A 16,093-nucleotide genomic window follows, 5' to 3' on the forward strand; every position below is an offset into this window, starting at 1 on the left:
CTTTAGGAAGGTTATAATGTTGCGGCGTATAAGATTTAGTAATCCTAAAGAAAGTTCACACCCCTTTCACAAATGATAAATTTAGATATGTGGAATGTCGTTTATAATATGAGATGAAAAGGCAATAATCTAGTATGATGAATAGAAAGGGATGTATTCCTTTGCGTAAGTTATTAATAATCTTGTTCATGATGATCGTTCTTATACTAGCCGGATGCGGCAAGGAGGACTCAGCGCCTAACGGTAATACCGAACAGGGTCTTGAGATGGTAGAGGTAGATTTAATTGTTCCGGAACAGACAAATCCCGGAGAAGAATTAACTATTGAGGCCAAGGTTACTCAAGGGGAGGAAGCAGTAGACGATGCGGATTCTGTAAAATTTGAAATTTGGAATACTGAAGATGAAGAGAATTCGGTTATGATTCCTTTCGAAAGTAAAAGCGGCGGGACTTATGGGATTACATATACATTTCCAACAGACGGAGTCTACGTTGTTCAAGTCCATGTCGATGCCCGAAATTTACACGTTATGCCCTCCAACGAAGTTATAGTAGGGAAAGGATCTGCAGCTAAGCATTCCCATTCAGAAGATGACCATCATGAGACTACTGAGAGTCATGACCACCATCACGCTGATTCGGATATTACTATGAATTTTAATCAATCAACTTTTACGTTAAATCAGAAATCAGAACTTAAGGTTCAGCTTTCAAAACAGGGAAATCCATACACGGATGCACGTGTTCGGTTTGAAGTTTGGTTAGATGGTGCTGCTAGTCACGATTGGATTGATGCATCTGAGACTGGTCCGGGAGAATATGCAGCGGCTCATGAATTTGAATCTGCAGGGACATATTTTATTGTTATACATGTCGAGCATGAAGATGGAACACATATTCATTCGGAAGAAACCATTACAGTTGAATAAAATAGAAATGGACCGGTATTACCGGTCCTTCTTTTTTGACATCCATTTAATTTTAGGTTCGGTTTTGTTAATGATTCGTTTGATATTAGCCCGGTGCCGATAAAAGACAAAGGTGGTTAACGCCAGTACTACCAGTATCAAAGGAAGATCACCCGTAATGAGCGAGTAAGCAAGAGCGACTAAAGCTGCAATCATGGAAGAAAGGGAAACCATCTTAGTTATGTTAAGTGAGAAGATAAACGAACTAAGCAGCACCAAAAACAGGATAGGGCTATACATTAACAGGACACCGCCAGAAGTAGCAACCGCTTTTCCGCCTCTGAAGCCTGCAAAGATTGGATACATGTGACCAACCACGGCGAATAAACCAATTAAGAGCGGGTGCAAATCAGAATGGAACCAAAAGGCTAAAGCAGTAGCTAATGTTCCTTTTAGGATATCTGAAATCGTTACAATGAGCCCAGCTTTTATCCCAAGTGTACGGAATGTATTGGTTCCGCCTAAATTACCGCTTCCATGCTCGCGGATATCTGTATTATAAAATGTCTTGCCCACTATTAATCCTGACGGGATAGAACCTAATAAATAAGCTGCTAGTACCAATAAAATTTCAGCCATGCTTTGTTTCCTCTCATTTCAAAATCCAATTTGTTATAACGCTTTCAATTCAAACTCTTCTCTATTGTATCATGTAAAAAGGTTAAGGAGTAGTTTGCTTATTGAAATAGCAAACAAAAAAAGCGGATAAAAATCCGCTTTAATTTAAGGCTGTTTTTAGTGTTTCAATATTTCTTTTCATAATCGAAAAATAATCTTCGTTATTCGCTTTATCCTCATCAGTCAGTGTACTAGCATCGGTTAAATAAAGAACCTCTGCACCAACTGCTTTTTGAACTACTTCGGCCAATGATGTAGACGTGTTCGGTTCAAAAATAATATAATGGATATTTTCTTGTTTAGCTACTTCAATAATTTCTTCTAATTGCTGCTGGGATGGTTCTTGTGTTGTGGAAAGACCAGAGATGCTAATTTGTTCTAAACCATATCTGCGTTCCCAATATCCATAAGCCCCATGTGAGACAATGATTTTTTTCGTTTTCGCACTATCAATTACTTGTTTAAATTCTTCATCAAGGCTTTCTAAGTCTGCTTTTAAATGATTAAAATTTTCCTCAAATGTATCTTTTTCTTCAGGGAGTACGGCTGCCAATTCTTCTTTAATATGTTCAGCTATCTCAATCGATAATGTTGGATCGATCCATACATGAGGATCTTGATCACCGTGATCATGACCATGTTCGTCTTCGTGACCATGTTCGTCTTCGTGACTATGTTCCTCTTCATCGGCATGGTCTTCTTCTGAATGGGCTTCTTCCTCACTATGTTCTGATTCAACAGCAAGTCCTTCACCGGCAGCCACTATTTTGACATCTTCATTTTCCATGGAATGGACGACATCATCTGCAAATGCTTCAATCCCGGTTCCAGAATAAATAAAAAGGTCAGATTCCGCAATTTCAATCATCGTTTTAGATGTTGGTTCATACGTATGTACATCAACACCTGGGGGATAGATTGATTTTACCTCAACTAAATCTCCGCCTATTTTTTTGGTGAAATCCTCAAGCGGGTAAATCGTAGTTAGAATATTTAGTTTACCATCCTCAGTTGTAGTCGAACTGGTGCTGCAGGCACTTAACAAAGCAATACTGATTAGTAAGAAGGGTAGCATCAATGTTTTTCTCATGTAATTTTACCTCCGAAAATTTGTTGAATAGTTAAAATAATCGGAATGATTCTGATTTACATTCTAAAAAAATATATGTAAATGAATCGTAATCATTCCGATTTGTTAGGTAAAAAATATATATCGTAATGATTCCGATTTATACTGTAGCATGGTTATTCAGGATTGTAAAGATAATTGTTTCATTTTTTTATAACTTCATAGAATATCATTGATAATATCCATGTGCTTCACCAGTTTCATCCTCTTTTAAAATTGTCTTTTCATTTTTACGCAAGTTCGTTAGGATAATAGAGGGAGGAGGGTATCCATGTCTGAGCTTCAAATGTCGCAACTTCAATTGGAACCAAGATCGGGGAGAAAAAGAAAAAGAGGTTCCTTGTTTTGGACGGGAATTATTTTATTTCTATTGCTATGTACCGTATTGGTTACTATATATATAGGTTATCCATTTGCTTCCGAAGAGGAAGTGTCATACTTTGAAGGGGAAAATCCAATTCTGTTCAATCAGGAGCAAATGGGAAATGCACTTGTGCAGGATGGATCGATTTATCTGCCTTATTCGTTTGTTCAATCACAAATTGATGAAGCCTTATATTATGAAGAAGCTTCTCAATCTATTATTTTAACCACAACTGATAAAGTAGTAGAAATGCCATCCAATTCATTAACTTACTTCATTAATCAAGAGCCTGTTCAATTGCGAATGCCGGTTTTTCATATCATTGATGATGAACCGTATATTTCATTAGCTATTATTGAACATTATTATCCTATTAAAGTATCCATATTAGGAAATAACGGACTTGTATGGATAGAGCAAGATGGAGACAGCTACCAATCTGCTCAAATCGTTAAAGAGATTCCTCGGGAAGCCTATACGAAATTAAGAACTGAGCCTACTTACCAAAGTCCATATTATATAGAAGTAGAAGAAGGAGAACAGGTAAGGATTGAAAGAGAAGACGAGGATTTTTATTTTGTTCGAAATAATCAGGGGATTGCAGGCTATATTGAAAAAGAATTTGTAGAAGCCGGAGAAGATGTGGTAATTTCCGTTGAAAAAGAACAGCAATTTTCGGAACCGCTCCAAATCGATGAACCGATTCATTTAACGTGGGAAGCTGTATACACAAGCAATCCTAATACTGAACTGCTTCCCGAAATGCCAGGGGTACATGTTGTTTCACCAACTTGGTTTAGCTTAGCTAATGAAAATGGCGACGTCGCTAATCTGGGCTCGATAGAATATTCGAATTGGGCTCATGAAAGAGGCTTCCAGGTTTGGGGACTTTTCTCCAATTCCTTTGATCCCGCTCTCACGCATGAAGTATTTAATACGTTTGAAAAAAGGGAATATGTAATCCGTCAGCTGCTCCATTTTAGTCAGCTATATCATTTAGATGGAATTAACCTCGATATCGAGAATGTCAATCAGGAGGATGGACCGCTTGTCACCCAATTTGTCCGGGAGGCTGCTCCTTATTTCCATGAAGCAGGGCTAGTACTCTCGATGGACATAACGTTTATTTCTACAAGCGGAAATTGGTCTGCCTTTTATGAGCGTGACAAATTAGCGGATCTGGTCGATTATTTAATTGTAATGGCCTATGATGAGCATTGGGCAACTTCACCTATTGCCGGAAGTGTAGCCAGCTTGCCTTGGGTTGAAACGAATTTGCAAACATTGTTAGAGGTTGTACCGCCTGATCGTCTCTTGCTTGGAGTCCCGTTATATACGAGACTCTGGAAGGAAGAAATGACCGCTGAAGGCACAGAGGTTAGTTCAGAGGCTCTTTCGATGGCGCAAGCTAAAGAATGGGTAGATTCAAGAGGAATTACCCCAACCTACGATCCTGTCTCTGGCCAAAACTATGCAGAATGGGTCGATCAATCAACAGGTGCGATCTATAAAATGTGGTTAGAGGACGCCGTTTCCCTAGAAAAAAGAGCCGATTTAGCAGAAAATTACGGATTGGCTGGAATCGGCACGTGGTCCCGCTACTTTGCAGACGAAACCGCATGGACCGCTTTACAAATGGAAGAATCAGAAGAGGAAATTTAATAGTGATGATTCTAGATTGGAAGACTCTTTTTTATGAGTCTTCTTTTTTTATTCCGTTCTATTAGTTATAAATGTTGATTTTTTATAGGCAAGAAATCATCAAGTTTTGCTTCTTCAGAATAATTTAAACATACATCTATGTACATACTAAGAAAAAATAAAGGAGATTTGAGTAAAAAATGGAGCATAACCCAAAACTTATATCTTCAGAAGTTGCTGCATTGTGGAGCGCTTTTATGCAGAATTCGATGTCTTACTGGATAGTTCAGCATTTTGCTAACGTAAATGAAGATCCTGAAAGTACAGAAATTATTCAAACAACTTTAACAAATTGTAATTTTGTTGTGAACGAAGTCAAACGAATCTTTGAAACAGAAAACCATGCAGTACCAATTGGATTCACACAAGAAGATGTAAACTTTAAAGCGGGCCGAGTATATTCAGACCTTTTTACTCTGCGATATATTAAATACATGGCTGCTGCTGGAACAGCGGCTGCGGCTGCTTTTCTCGAGGTATTGGCAAGGAACGATGTCAGACAATTTTTTTCAAAAACATCCAAGATGTTTATGAAACTTTACAATGATACTTGTGACTTACTTTTGAAAAAGGGGGCATTTATTCGCTCGCCTACGATAGCTCCAATGGAAAAAGCTGAATATCTTCAGAGTGAATCATTTCTATCAGGAATAATAGGCAGACATCGCCCTTTAACCGCTATTGAACTAGGCCATATTTCTAAAAATACTGAAACAAATTCTATTGGCAGAACATTTGTAGCTGGTTTTTCCCAAACTGCTCAATCACCTGAAGTTAGAAAATATATGGAAAGAGGTACGGAAATAGCTGCAAAGCATGAAACTGTGTTTAGACAGATATTAGTAGAAGATGGTGTGCCATTGCCAAGTACATGGGATTCAACGATTTCACAATCAACGGTTGCACCTTATTCAGATAAGTTAATGATGTTTCAAACTAATAGCCTATCTGTCATTAGCATCGCTGGTTACGGGGCGGCAATAGGGGCAAGTCTTAGAAAGGATTTAGGGGGGCATTACACAAGGCTAGTGGCTGAAATACTACAATATGCTAATGATGGGGTTCAATTGATGATTGAAAACAGGTGGATGGAACAGCCTCCGCAGAATGTGGACAGGGACGCTTTAAGGAACAGAAGTGTTTAATGGCAAACAATAGTACAAGAAGACAGCGATTTGCTTTTGCAGGTTGCTTTTTAGTTATAAAAATAAAGGGAGATAAGATATTTGGAATAAAATTTTTGCTGTTACGGAAGAATCAGCAAATTTTAGCGCAATTTCATGAAAAATATGGTATATTTGAAGTATAGCTAGACCTAGATTCAGTTTGAGAATAGTGATAATAGACGAAAGGATTTCTTCCTATGAGTATTTTCGAAATCTTCAAACAGAAGTGGTCATTTTTGCAATGCAAAAGCATGAAAAATTCTGTTCTATCAAGGGAATGGAAGAAAGCTGTCCAAAATGGGTATATTTCTTTTTATCTGCAGCCTAAATATAGCTTCACGGATGAACAAGTAGTAGGAGCTGAGGCGCTGATCAGGTGGATTCATCCTAAAAAAGGACCGATTGCTCCAAGTGAATTCATTCCGCTTGCTGAAAAACGCGGATTGATTCAAATGATTGATACGTGGATGCTGGAATCAGTGATTAATCAAATCGGTATTTGGAATAAACTGGGGATATCGGATCAATTTCAAATCTCGGTCAATGTTTCAGCAGATACCCTGGAAAGCTCTCACTTTATTAAATCGATAAAACGAGCCTTAAAAACCTCTGAAGTCCTTCCTAATCAACTTGAAATTGAAATTACAGAAGGAGTTCAATTAAAGGATATCCATCAGGTAGTAAAAAATCTAAAGTGCTTGCAAAAGTTTGGGATTCAAATAGCTTTAGACGATTTTGGCGTCGGTTATTCATGCTTAACCTATCTAACCAAATATCCAGTTGATACATTAAAAATTGACCGTTCGTTTGTCTGGCAGCTGCCGAACGAGAAAAATGCCTCAATTATTATTCGAGGACTGATTCATATGGCATATGAACTTGGGCTGAAAGTTGTGGCTGAGGGCGTTGAAAGCAAAGAGCAGTATGATTTTTTAAAAAGTCATGGCTGCCATACTCTACAAGGCTTTTTTAAACACAAACCGATTCCGGTTCATGAATTTGAAAGTGAGTTTTTTAGAAAATCAGCTGCAGTATAGAGAAATTCAATATTTTGTGAAAGGGGTTCATGGTGATGGCGATTGATAACCCAGATCGAAGTGAGATTAAGAAAATTTTAAAAAAAGCAAAACGAATAGCAGTCGTTGGTTTAAGCGATAATCCGGAAAGAACCTCTTATATGGTTTCAGAAGCCATGCAAAAAGCAGGTTATGAAATTATTCCAGTCAACCCTGCGATTACAGAAACACTTGGTGTTAAAGCAGTACCTTCCTTGAAAGATATTGATGGCCACATTGATATCGTTAATGTGTTTAGAAGGTCTGAATATTTAAAGGATGTAGCAGCAGAATTTGAAGAAATTAACGCAGACGTATTTTGGGCTCAGCTTGGAGTGTACGACGAACAGGTATTTCAAGATTTACGTTCTAAGGGATACACTGTCATTATGGACCGATGCATTAAAGTTGAACACGCATTAACAAAGTAACCTGCTCTGGTCAAAGAGCAGGTTACTTTGTTTTATAATAGTGCCTTTAAAGGGTATACTGATAGACCGATATACATAAAGAGCCTATCGAAATTTTTAAAAGTATGATACGATTTTTTTTGTACTTAAGCCTTTGTATCTTTTACTATAAGGTTTAATCATGTTTGAAGAGAGAGTTTTGCCTTTTTTCGAAAGGGGAATGAAATTGACTAGTACTAGACAAAGAACGGATTATAATGAAGAATCAATCCAGGTGTTAGAGGGTCTCGAAGCCGTACGGAAACGCCCAGGAATGTATATTGGGAGTACAGATTCGAGAGGTTTGCACCATCTTGTATATGAAATTGTAGACAACTCGGTTGACGAGGCATTAGGCGGTTATGGAAATCAAATTATTGTTACGATCCATGAAGATAACAGCATTAGTGTGGAAGATTCTGGCCGCGGTATGCCAGTCGGAATGCACAAATTAGGAAAGCCTACTCCTGAAGTAATAATGACAATTCTCCATGCCGGAGGTAAATTTGGGGCTGGCGGATATAAAACAAGCGGCGGGCTGCACGGTGTTGGAGCCAGTGTCGTGAACGCTCTTTCTGAGTGGTTAGTTTTAACGATTAAAAGAGATGGAATTGTTTATCAGCAAAGATTTGAAAATGGTGGTAAGCCAGTTACTACGTTAGAAAAGATTGGAACAACGAAAAAAACCGGGACTAGTACGCATTTCAAACCGGACCCAGCGATTTTTTCAACGACTGCCTATCAATATGATATCTTAAGCGAACGATTGCGAGAGTCTGCCTTTTTATTAAAAGGCTTAAAAATTCAGCTCATTGATAAACGTGAGAATAAAGAAGATACCTTCCATTATGAAAACGGGATAGAAGCCTTTGTTGAATATTTAAATGAGGAAAAGGATGCGCTTCATCCAGTTGTCAGTTTTGAAGGAGAACAAAATGGGATTGAGCTAGAATTTGCCTTTCAATTTAACGATGGCTACTCTGAAAATATATTATCATTTGTTAACAATGTCAGGACAAAAGACGGCGGTACGCATGAATCTGGGGCAAAGACGGCGATGACTCGAGTTTTTAATGAGTATGCAAGAAAAGTAAACCTATTAAAAGAGAAAGATAAAAATCTGGAAGGCACCGATATTCGTGAGGGACTAGCTGCGATTGTATCTGTTCGGATTCCAGAAGCCATGCTTCAATTCGAAGGACAAACGAAGGGAAAGCTTGGAACAAGTGAGGCCCGTTCTGCAGTTGATACAATCGTTTCATCGCAATTACTCTATTTTCTAGAGGAAAATCCAGATGTTAGTTCGATGCTGATTAAAAAATCGATTAAAGCAGCACAAGCGAGAGAGGCAGCCCGTAAAGCACGGGACGAAGCAAGGAGCGGAAAGAAAAGAAAACGTTCTGAAGCCGTTCTTTCCGGAAAATTAACACCTGCACAAACCCGTAATCCGCAAAAGAATGAATTATATCTGGTTGAGGGTGACTCTGCGGGCGGTTCAGCGAAACAAGGTCGAGATCGCCGCTTTCAGGCTGTCTTACCTTTACGAGGAAAAGTCATTAATACCGAGAAAGCGAAGCTTCAGGATATTTTTAAAAATGAAGAAATCAATACGATTATTCATGCGATTGGCGGCGGTGTGGGTGCTGAATTTAATGTAGAAGATATCAACTACGATAAAATCATCATCATGACGGATGCTGATACGGACGGCGCCCATATTCAGGTACTATTGCTTACTTTCTTCTACCGCTATATGAAGCCTTTAATTGAAGCAGGAAAAGTATTTATTGCTCTTCCTCCCCTTTATAAAGTTAGCAAAGGTACTGGTAAGAAAGAGATTATCGAATATGCATGGACAGATGAGGAACTATCGAAAGCTACGAAAAAGGTTGGTAAAGGTTACATCATCCAGCGTTACAAAGGTCTGGGTGAAATGAACGCTGACCAGCTATGGGAAACGACGATGAACCCAGATACGAGAACATTAATTCGTGTTCGCATCGATGACATAGCCAGGGCGGAAAGACGTGTCACAACGTTAATGGGTGATAAAGTTGAACCGCGGAGAAAATGGATTGAATCAAACGTCGCCTTCGGATTAGAAGAAGACGGCAGTCTGCTAGAATCTGATGAGATCAGTTATTCACAGGTAAATGAGGAGGTAAATCAATGACAGCTGAAGTTTTTCGTGAGCTTCCTCTTGAAGAAGTAATTGGTGACCGCTTTGGTCGTTACAGTAAATATATCATTCAGGACCGTGCGCTGCCGGATGCAAGAGATGGACTTAAACCGGTGCAGCGGAGAATTTTATATGCAATGCATGCTGAAGGGAATACGTCTGAAAAAGGTTTCCGGAAGTCTGCTAAAACAGTCGGTAATGTAATCGGGAACTACCATCCGCACGGAGATTCATCCGTATATGAAGCGATGGTCCGATTAAGTCAAGACTGGAAAATGAGAAATGTGTTAGTTGAGATGCATGGAAATAACGGGAGTATTGACGGTGACCCGCCGGCAGCAATGCGTTATACCGAAGCACGGCTTTCTGCGATTGCCTCTCAGCTCTTAAAAGATATTGAGAAAAAGACCGTTGATTACGTACCTAACTTTGATGACACGATAAACGAACCGGTTGTTCTGCCGGCGCGTTTTCCTAATTTATTGGTCAATGGCTCAACCGGGATCTCGGCTGGATATGCAACGGAAATTCCCCCTCATAATCTAACAGAAGTCATTAATGCTGTTATTATGAGAATGGATAAGCCTGCTGCTACGGTTGAAGATTTAATGTCTGTTATTAAGGGGCCAGATTTTCCAACAGGCGGGATTATCCAAGGTGTCGATGGAATTCGTCAAGCGTATGAAACGGGTAAAGGCAAGATCATCATCCGCGGCAAAGCTGAGGTTGAAACGCTAAGAGGCGGCCGTGAACAAATCGTGATTACGGAAATTCCTTTTGAAGTCAACAAGGCGAACTTAGTTAAAAAAATGGACGAGTTCCGTTTAGACCGTAAAGTGGAAGGAATTTCTGAAGTAAGAGATGAGACTGATCGTACTGGACTCAGAATAGTCGTTGAGCTGAAAAAAGATGCAGATAGTGCTGGAGTATTAAATTACCTCTATAAAAATAGTGATTTGCAGGTTACGTATAACTTTAATATGGTTGCGATCCACGACCGACGGCCAAAACTAATGAGTTTGGCTAACCTATTGGATGCCTATATTGGCCACCAAAAAGAAGTGGTAACAAGACGTTCCAGCTTTGATTTACAAAAAGCAAGAGAACGGGCCCATATTGTTGAGGGGTTAATGAAAGCTTTATCGATTTTAGATGAAGTGATTGCCACTATCCGTGCGTCAAAGGATAAAAAGGATGCAAAGGATAATTTAGTTGCTCAATTCGGCTTTACAGAGGCTCAAGCTGAAGCCATTGTAACATTACAGCTCTATCGGCTAACTAATACCGATATCACAGCGCTTCAAGAGGAAGAGGCAGAGCTGAAAAAACGAATTGCGGAGCTGGAATCGATACTTGGCAGCGAAGCTAAATTGGTCCAGGTTATAAAAAAAGAGCTTAAAGAGGTTCAAAAGCAATTTGAAGATCAGCGCAGAACTTCAATTGAAGCAGAAATTGAAGAATTAAAGATTAATTTAGAAGTATTAGTGGCCAGTGAAGATGTCATGGTTACGATGACCAAGGAAGGCTACATAAAAAGAACTTCATTACGTTCGTATGCTGCTTCGAATGGTTTAGATTTTGCTATGAAAGAAACTGACCGACTCCTCTTCCAGGGAGAATTAAATACAACCGACGTGATCTTGCTGTTTACGAATAAAGGCAATTATTTATATTGTCCGATTCACGAGCTGCCAGACATTCGCTGGAAAGACCTTGGCCAACATATTTCCAATATCATTCCGATTGATAAAGATGAGCGGATTATAGAGGCAATTCCAGTAAAAGACTTTAATCTGCCTCAATATCTCTTATTCTTTACGAAAAACGGTCTGGTGAAAAAGACGGAACTGAACCTGTACAAAGCACAACGGTATTCGAAGGCGCTTGTTGCGATTAATTTGAAAAAAGAAGATGAATTACAAAATGTGTATATAACAGATGGAAAGAGTTCATTGTTTATTGCAACTAGTCTAGGATATGGACTTCTTTTCCATGAAGAGGAAATCAGCCCAATCGGTGTCAGAGCCGCTGGAGTTAAAGGTATTAATTTAAAAGACGGTGACACGGTTGTGAGCGGAATTGTTTTATCAGAAGATAAAAACGGATTTGTCCTTGTTACGCATCGCGGATCTATCAAAAGAATGAAAGTCACTGAATTTGAGCCAATTTCTCGCGCTAAGCGGGGAGTTGTGATGCTCCGAGAACTAAAAACGGCACCTCACCGGGTTGCTGGCTTTGTTTTGACAAAGGAAACAGATAAGATATTTGTTCAATCTGAAGCAGGAAAAATAGAAAGTATCGAAGCAAATCAAATTCGTTTTAGCGATCGTTATTCAAACGGATCCTTTATTTTGGATGAACAAGAAGCAGGACCTGTTGTAGATGTTTGGATTGAGGAAGCTCTAAGCGAAGACAATCAGGAAGAATAGATGGTATGTAAAGCTGCTGGCAAATGTCAGCAGCTTTTTAGTTTTTCTACATAATTTTTCCTTGGCTGGGAATAATAGTTGGAAAACTACTTAATGGGGGCTTTTCGATGAACAAACATCTTGTAATCCTAGGCTTTGCTTTTTTTCTGTTAAGTTTACCTGTATTAGCAAACACGATTACAGATATGAATAGAGCGAATGGTGTAGAAAATAAAATTGTGAAAGAGTATCAAGAGGATATTACGGGAAATGGAAAGAAGGATAAAATCGTTATCAAAGGTGTTCCCTATGATGAAACTAGTCTTTATTTAAAAGAGATAACCCTACAAGTCGAAACGGATCAAAGTCAAACCTTTTCGGTTCAGCTCGAAGGCGGCTATGATCCATTCGCTGATTTTCAGGACATGAATCATGATGGGGTAATGGACGTCTTTACATCAGTTGCAACAGGCGGAAGCGGAGGTATATATAACTATTATTTGTATAGCTTTAAAGACAATCAGCAGTTCAATTTAACTGTACCAAAGCCGCTCATGATTCAAGCACAATTTTTGGATAATTATAAAGCCACCGTCACCATTCCTGAAACAAAGCAGTCTTATACCATTGATTTAAAGGAGCGAAAAAAAGAATACGACCGATTGGGACTTTATATCAATGGAAAGTTAAATGAACCCACAGAGCTGATGGTAGACCCTTATTCATTTATGAAACCACAGGAGTTTGGTGACAAGGGATATGGTTTAAAAGCAATTCAGGCCATATCCGGAGCTTATCATGCCGATCGAATTGGCCAGGTGGAGTCTGATTGGTATTACAAAGATGGGAAATGGAACTTAATGAGTGCTTCATTTATACCATCGAAATAGCTTTCACCATTTCTCCGCGTTTGTCATACGATGTGGTAAGGATTATACCCGCGAAAGGGGAGCTTTCTATGAAAACATTTCATCCTGATCGCTTATCAGTAACTTTTCTGCCACCTGCAACTCCGTTTTTTCCGGTAGAAGGGAGAAAGTATACGGTGACTCATGAAGATGAAACCGGTGAAGTTTTTTTATCCATTGGATATATATATGACCGAGTGAAGATTAATAGCAAGCTGCGAGATGAAGTAATTGCTGAATGGCTCCCGCGATTGGGAGAATATACATTATGGGGGCAAGTATACATTAGCGGCGGGGAATTTGATGAAAAGTATTCGCAAGTGCGCTTTCTCGTATTTCAACGTGAGATGGAGACAGCACTACGGGCAATGGTAAAAGGGGATCAGACGTTTTATAGCTATTTTCCATGGCTTTTAGATGCACCGATTTATTTACAATTTGAATCGGTTTATCCTCAATTCCAAAAGATTATATATTGTGGTACGCCAAGACAATATTTACAGCAATCGAAGGAAAAGGAAATTAAAAGTGCAGCTGAATAGGCTGTGCTTTTTTTGTTTTGTATGCGTTTATGGTGGCGGGATGTACCAAGAGCGGTATGAAAGACAGAAAAAGGTTCTGGAGCCTAAGATTTGTCTTTCATAAGGGCTGTGAAAGACAAAAGTGAGTACCAGTGGCGCGGAAATGTCTTTCATTGGGCCAACGAAGGACAGAAGTACGTGCGAGAGATAGGGAAATGTCCATCAAAAGAGCTATGATGGACAAGTGATTGCGAGTGAGAGGGAAATGTCTTTCATAAAAAGTATGAAGGACAAAAATAGATAGGGGTTTCTTGAGAAAACGTCCTTGATAAAGAGAATCAAAGACCTAAATTGATATGGGAACTAGAGGAATGTCTATAATAAAAATACATAAATCAGAGTCGATTAGATCTAGGTTATAAAAATCCAAAAAGGAGGTATTTCCAATAGAGGACAATAATAATGTTATGTAAACTAAAATAATGATTGACGATATTTTCCATCGTCCTCTATGATGGAATTGAATGCGAAATAACGAATAAGGGGATTACATCATGGAAGCGATTGTTGAAAAAGTTTTTACAGAAGAAATCATAATGAAGGGGAAGCAACTCTTTAGTGTGGGGGGAGAGTGGAAAAAGCTTGGTGATTTTGAGAGTTTCATATTTTCAGGGAATCTAGAGACAACAGGAACAGCCTGTATACTTCGGTTCACGCATTCGTCTCATCGTTCCTCTAAGGATGTATTTGCAGAGGTAGAATGGGTTGCTTATTTGAAAGAAAAAGGCGCCAGAGTTCCACAGCATTATTATTCAATCCATCACAATTTAACGGAAGAAATTCAAGCCGAAGACGGCAGTTATTTTATTGTTGCTTGTTATGAAATGTTTGAAGGCAGCAGGATTAAATGGACTGAAATTGAAGAAGAAGGCAATTGGGAAATTGTTGAGGAATGGGGTAGAACGATTGGGCAGCTCCATCGAATCACGAAAGATTATTCGCCAAAGGATGCGCTGAAACGTCTTTCATGGCGAGATGAAGAATTGCTGCAAATCGAAGCATGGATGGAGAATCCAGATCCTGAAATCGTTCAGTATCGAGATCAAATTTTGCGTCAGCTGGAAGCATTACCTGTAAACCGCAATGTCTTTGGACTTATACATAGCGATGTTCATACAGGTAATTTTCTTGTGAAAGATGGAAAAATCAATGTGTTTGACTTTGACGATTGTTCATATCACTGGTTTGCCAGCGATATTGCGATTGCTCTCTATTATTCAATTTTAAGCCGAGACTTTCAAAAAAGTGAAGAACGAGAAGAAATTGCTAAAATGTTTCTTTCTCATTTCTTAATTGGCTATGAAACAGAAAATCATCTTCCGGACAGCGCCTTACAAACTATCCCAATCTTTTTGCAGTTAAGAGATATTGTTTTGTATGCTGTGCTTCAAAAAAAATGGGATTTGAGTTCGTTAGATGATCATCAAACGACTTTTTTCAATATGATAGAGTCACGCGTACAGTCGCAGCAACCCATTGTTCAAGTGACATTTTAATTTGAACTTTCCAAATAAAAGGAGGAATTTTCATGAAAGATCGTAAAGAGTTATTAGCAGCTCAATTTGCTGCTTGTACGAACGTACCCAATTGGTTTGTACCATTGGAGCAAGCAGTAAAGGGGCTAAATGCAGAGCAAGCTGCTTGGAATGATGTACCAGGGGCCAATTCCATTTGGAGTATTGTGTATCATTTAACCTTTTGGAATGAACGGTATTTGGTCCGTTTTAATGGAAATACGCCAACAGATCAAGTTGAAAATAATGATGTTACTTTTGATGTATCTAATGTCGATATTACTGAGGAAAATTGGAATACAGCGGTTAATCGATTGATGAGCAGCTTATTAGATTGGCAAGATGCGATTTTACAAGCGGATGATGCAAAACTGGATTCACCAGTGATTGACGGTGAAAAGGGAGAATGGTGGGACACGATTGCGAATATAGCGATACATACTTCATATCATATTGGGCAAATCGTTGATATCCGTAAGAGACAAGGTTCATGGAATCAGCAGTAATTGAATTAATAAAAATGAAGTCGCGAGTTCTCCCTAAGACTCACGACTTCATTTTTTAAGACATTGCTCTTCGGGCTAGATTCACATCGTTTTGTAAAAGCAGGTTCAGATTATACGATGGATATAATCCTTTTTGGTACATGTAATTATAGATACGAGCGTGACCTCTGACTGATTGGTTGAGCTGTTTAAGTAAGACCTCTCGTAAAGCTGGCGTTGCTGTTTCTGTAATGGCAACAGCGTAGTTTCGAACTGAAGCCTTAGCAAAAGCTAAAAGATCACCAGCTAAGAAGCTATCTCCATATTGACGATATTCACTAGATTCACCAGGATGCGGTGCAAGCGGATAGAATTGTAATAGCTCCTGTAAACTCATTTCAAGCTCCCGAATCGTTTGTTGGTATATGGTTTGCAGCTGCGGATCCTGGATTTCGCGTAATCCTTTCTTTACTTTCACCAAACCGATTGAATTAAAGGCAACCAATTCATGAAGCTCCAACGTTTCATGCCAGGCCAGTGTCCTTTGTCTTTGATCCTGATCCATTCT

15 protein-coding genes are annotated in these 16,093 nt (G+C 39.0%); 12 read left to right on the top strand and 3 right to left on the bottom strand.

The window, feature by feature from the left end; translation table 11 throughout:
* The first annotated feature begins 161 nt into the window (after positions 1–161).
* Positions 162–929 carry a FixH family protein gene (locus CRO56_RS19210; protein WP_179714362.1) on the top strand — a complete coding sequence of 256 codons (768 nt, stop codon included), beginning with the start codon at positions 162–164 and terminating at the stop codon, positions 927–929.
* Between the two features lie 18 nt (positions 930–947).
* On the opposite strand, the gene plsY is transcribed toward CRO56_RS19210, so the two are convergent.
* A complete protein-coding gene (plsY, locus tag CRO56_RS19215) occupies positions 948–1,547 on the bottom strand; it encodes a glycerol-3-phosphate 1-O-acyltransferase PlsY (protein ID WP_097160237.1) in 600 nt (199 codons plus the stop codon).
* A 139-nt stretch (positions 1,548–1,686) separates the two neighbouring features.
* Positions 1,687–2,676 carry a metal ABC transporter solute-binding protein, Zn/Mn family gene (locus CRO56_RS19220; protein WP_097160238.1) on the bottom strand — a complete coding sequence of 330 codons (990 nt, stop codon included), beginning with the start codon at positions 2,674–2,676 and terminating at the stop codon, positions 1,687–1,689.
* Between the two features lie 310 nt (positions 2,677–2,986).
* Here CRO56_RS19220 and CRO56_RS19225 point away from each other — a divergent pair, with 310 nt between their 5' ends.
* The 11 genes from CRO56_RS19225 (at position 2,987) to CRO56_RS19270 (ending at position 15,546) form a co-directional block, all read left to right on the top strand.
* Positions 2,987–4,741, top strand: coding sequence for a glycosyl hydrolase family 18 protein (locus CRO56_RS19225; protein ID WP_245855994.1), 1,755 nt, complete (start codon positions 2,987–2,989; stop codon positions 4,739–4,741).
* 179 nt (positions 4,742–4,920) lie between these two features.
* A complete protein-coding gene (locus CRO56_RS19230; RefSeq protein WP_097160239.1) occupies positions 4,921–5,925 on the top strand; it encodes a DUF3231 family protein in 1,005 nt (334 codons plus the stop codon).
* Positions 5,925–6,089, top strand: a complete 165-nt coding sequence (locus CRO56_RS23020; protein ID WP_179714363.1) for a hypothetical protein — start codon at positions 5,925–5,927, stop codon at positions 6,087–6,089. The genes CRO56_RS19230 and CRO56_RS23020 overlap by 1 nt, the downstream gene beginning before the upstream one ends.
* Before the next feature lie 54 nt (positions 6,090–6,143).
* A complete protein-coding gene (locus CRO56_RS19235; RefSeq protein WP_097160240.1) occupies positions 6,144–6,983 on the top strand; it encodes a putative bifunctional diguanylate cyclase/phosphodiesterase in 840 nt (279 codons plus the stop codon).
* Between the two features lie 35 nt (positions 6,984–7,018).
* Positions 7,019–7,432, top strand: a complete 414-nt coding sequence (locus CRO56_RS19240) for a CoA-binding protein (RefSeq protein WP_097160241.1) — start codon at positions 7,019–7,021, stop codon at positions 7,430–7,432.
* Between the two features lie 205 nt (positions 7,433–7,637).
* Positions 7,638–9,623: a DNA topoisomerase IV subunit B gene (gene parE, locus CRO56_RS19245; RefSeq protein WP_281257339.1), complete on the top strand. Its 1,986-nt coding sequence runs from the start codon at positions 7,638–7,640 to the stop codon at positions 9,621–9,623.
* Positions 9,620–12,058 carry a DNA topoisomerase IV subunit A gene (gene parC / locus CRO56_RS19250; protein WP_097160242.1) on the top strand — a complete coding sequence of 813 codons (2,439 nt, stop codon included), beginning with the start codon at positions 9,620–9,622 and terminating at the stop codon, positions 12,056–12,058. Before parE ends, parC begins: the two co-directional genes overlap by 4 nt.
* A gap of 107 nt (positions 12,059–12,165) precedes the next feature.
* Positions 12,166–12,927: a hypothetical protein gene (locus tag CRO56_RS19255; RefSeq protein ID WP_097160243.1), complete on the top strand. Its 762-nt coding sequence runs from the start codon at positions 12,166–12,168 to the stop codon at positions 12,925–12,927.
* A gap of 68 nt (positions 12,928–12,995) precedes the next feature.
* Positions 12,996–13,487 carry a staygreen family protein gene (locus CRO56_RS19260; protein ID WP_097160244.1) on the top strand — a complete coding sequence of 164 codons (492 nt, stop codon included), beginning with the start codon at positions 12,996–12,998 and terminating at the stop codon, positions 13,485–13,487.
* A 533-nt stretch (positions 13,488–14,020) separates the two neighbouring features.
* Complete coding sequence (locus CRO56_RS19265) at positions 14,021–15,022, top strand: phosphotransferase enzyme family protein (RefSeq protein WP_097160245.1); 1,002 nt, start codon at positions 14,021–14,023, stop codon at positions 15,020–15,022.
* 32 nt (positions 15,023–15,054) lie between these two features.
* The gene (locus tag CRO56_RS19270; RefSeq protein ID WP_097160246.1) at positions 15,055–15,546 is read left to right on the top strand and encodes a DinB family protein; all 492 of its coding nucleotides are present in this window, start codon (positions 15,055–15,057) and stop codon (positions 15,544–15,546) included.
* Between the two features lie 55 nt (positions 15,547–15,601).
* On the opposite strand, the gene CRO56_RS19275 is transcribed toward CRO56_RS19270, so the two are convergent.
* A complete protein-coding gene (locus tag CRO56_RS19275; RefSeq protein ID WP_097160247.1) occupies positions 15,602–16,090 on the bottom strand; it encodes a spore coat protein in 489 nt (162 codons plus the stop codon).
* Positions 16,091–16,093 lie beyond the last annotated feature (3 nt).

It is taken from the genome of Bacillus oleivorans (assembly GCF_900207585.1).
Lineage (GTDB): Bacteria > Bacillota > Bacilli > Bacillales > JC228 > Bacillus_BF > Bacillus_BF oleivorans.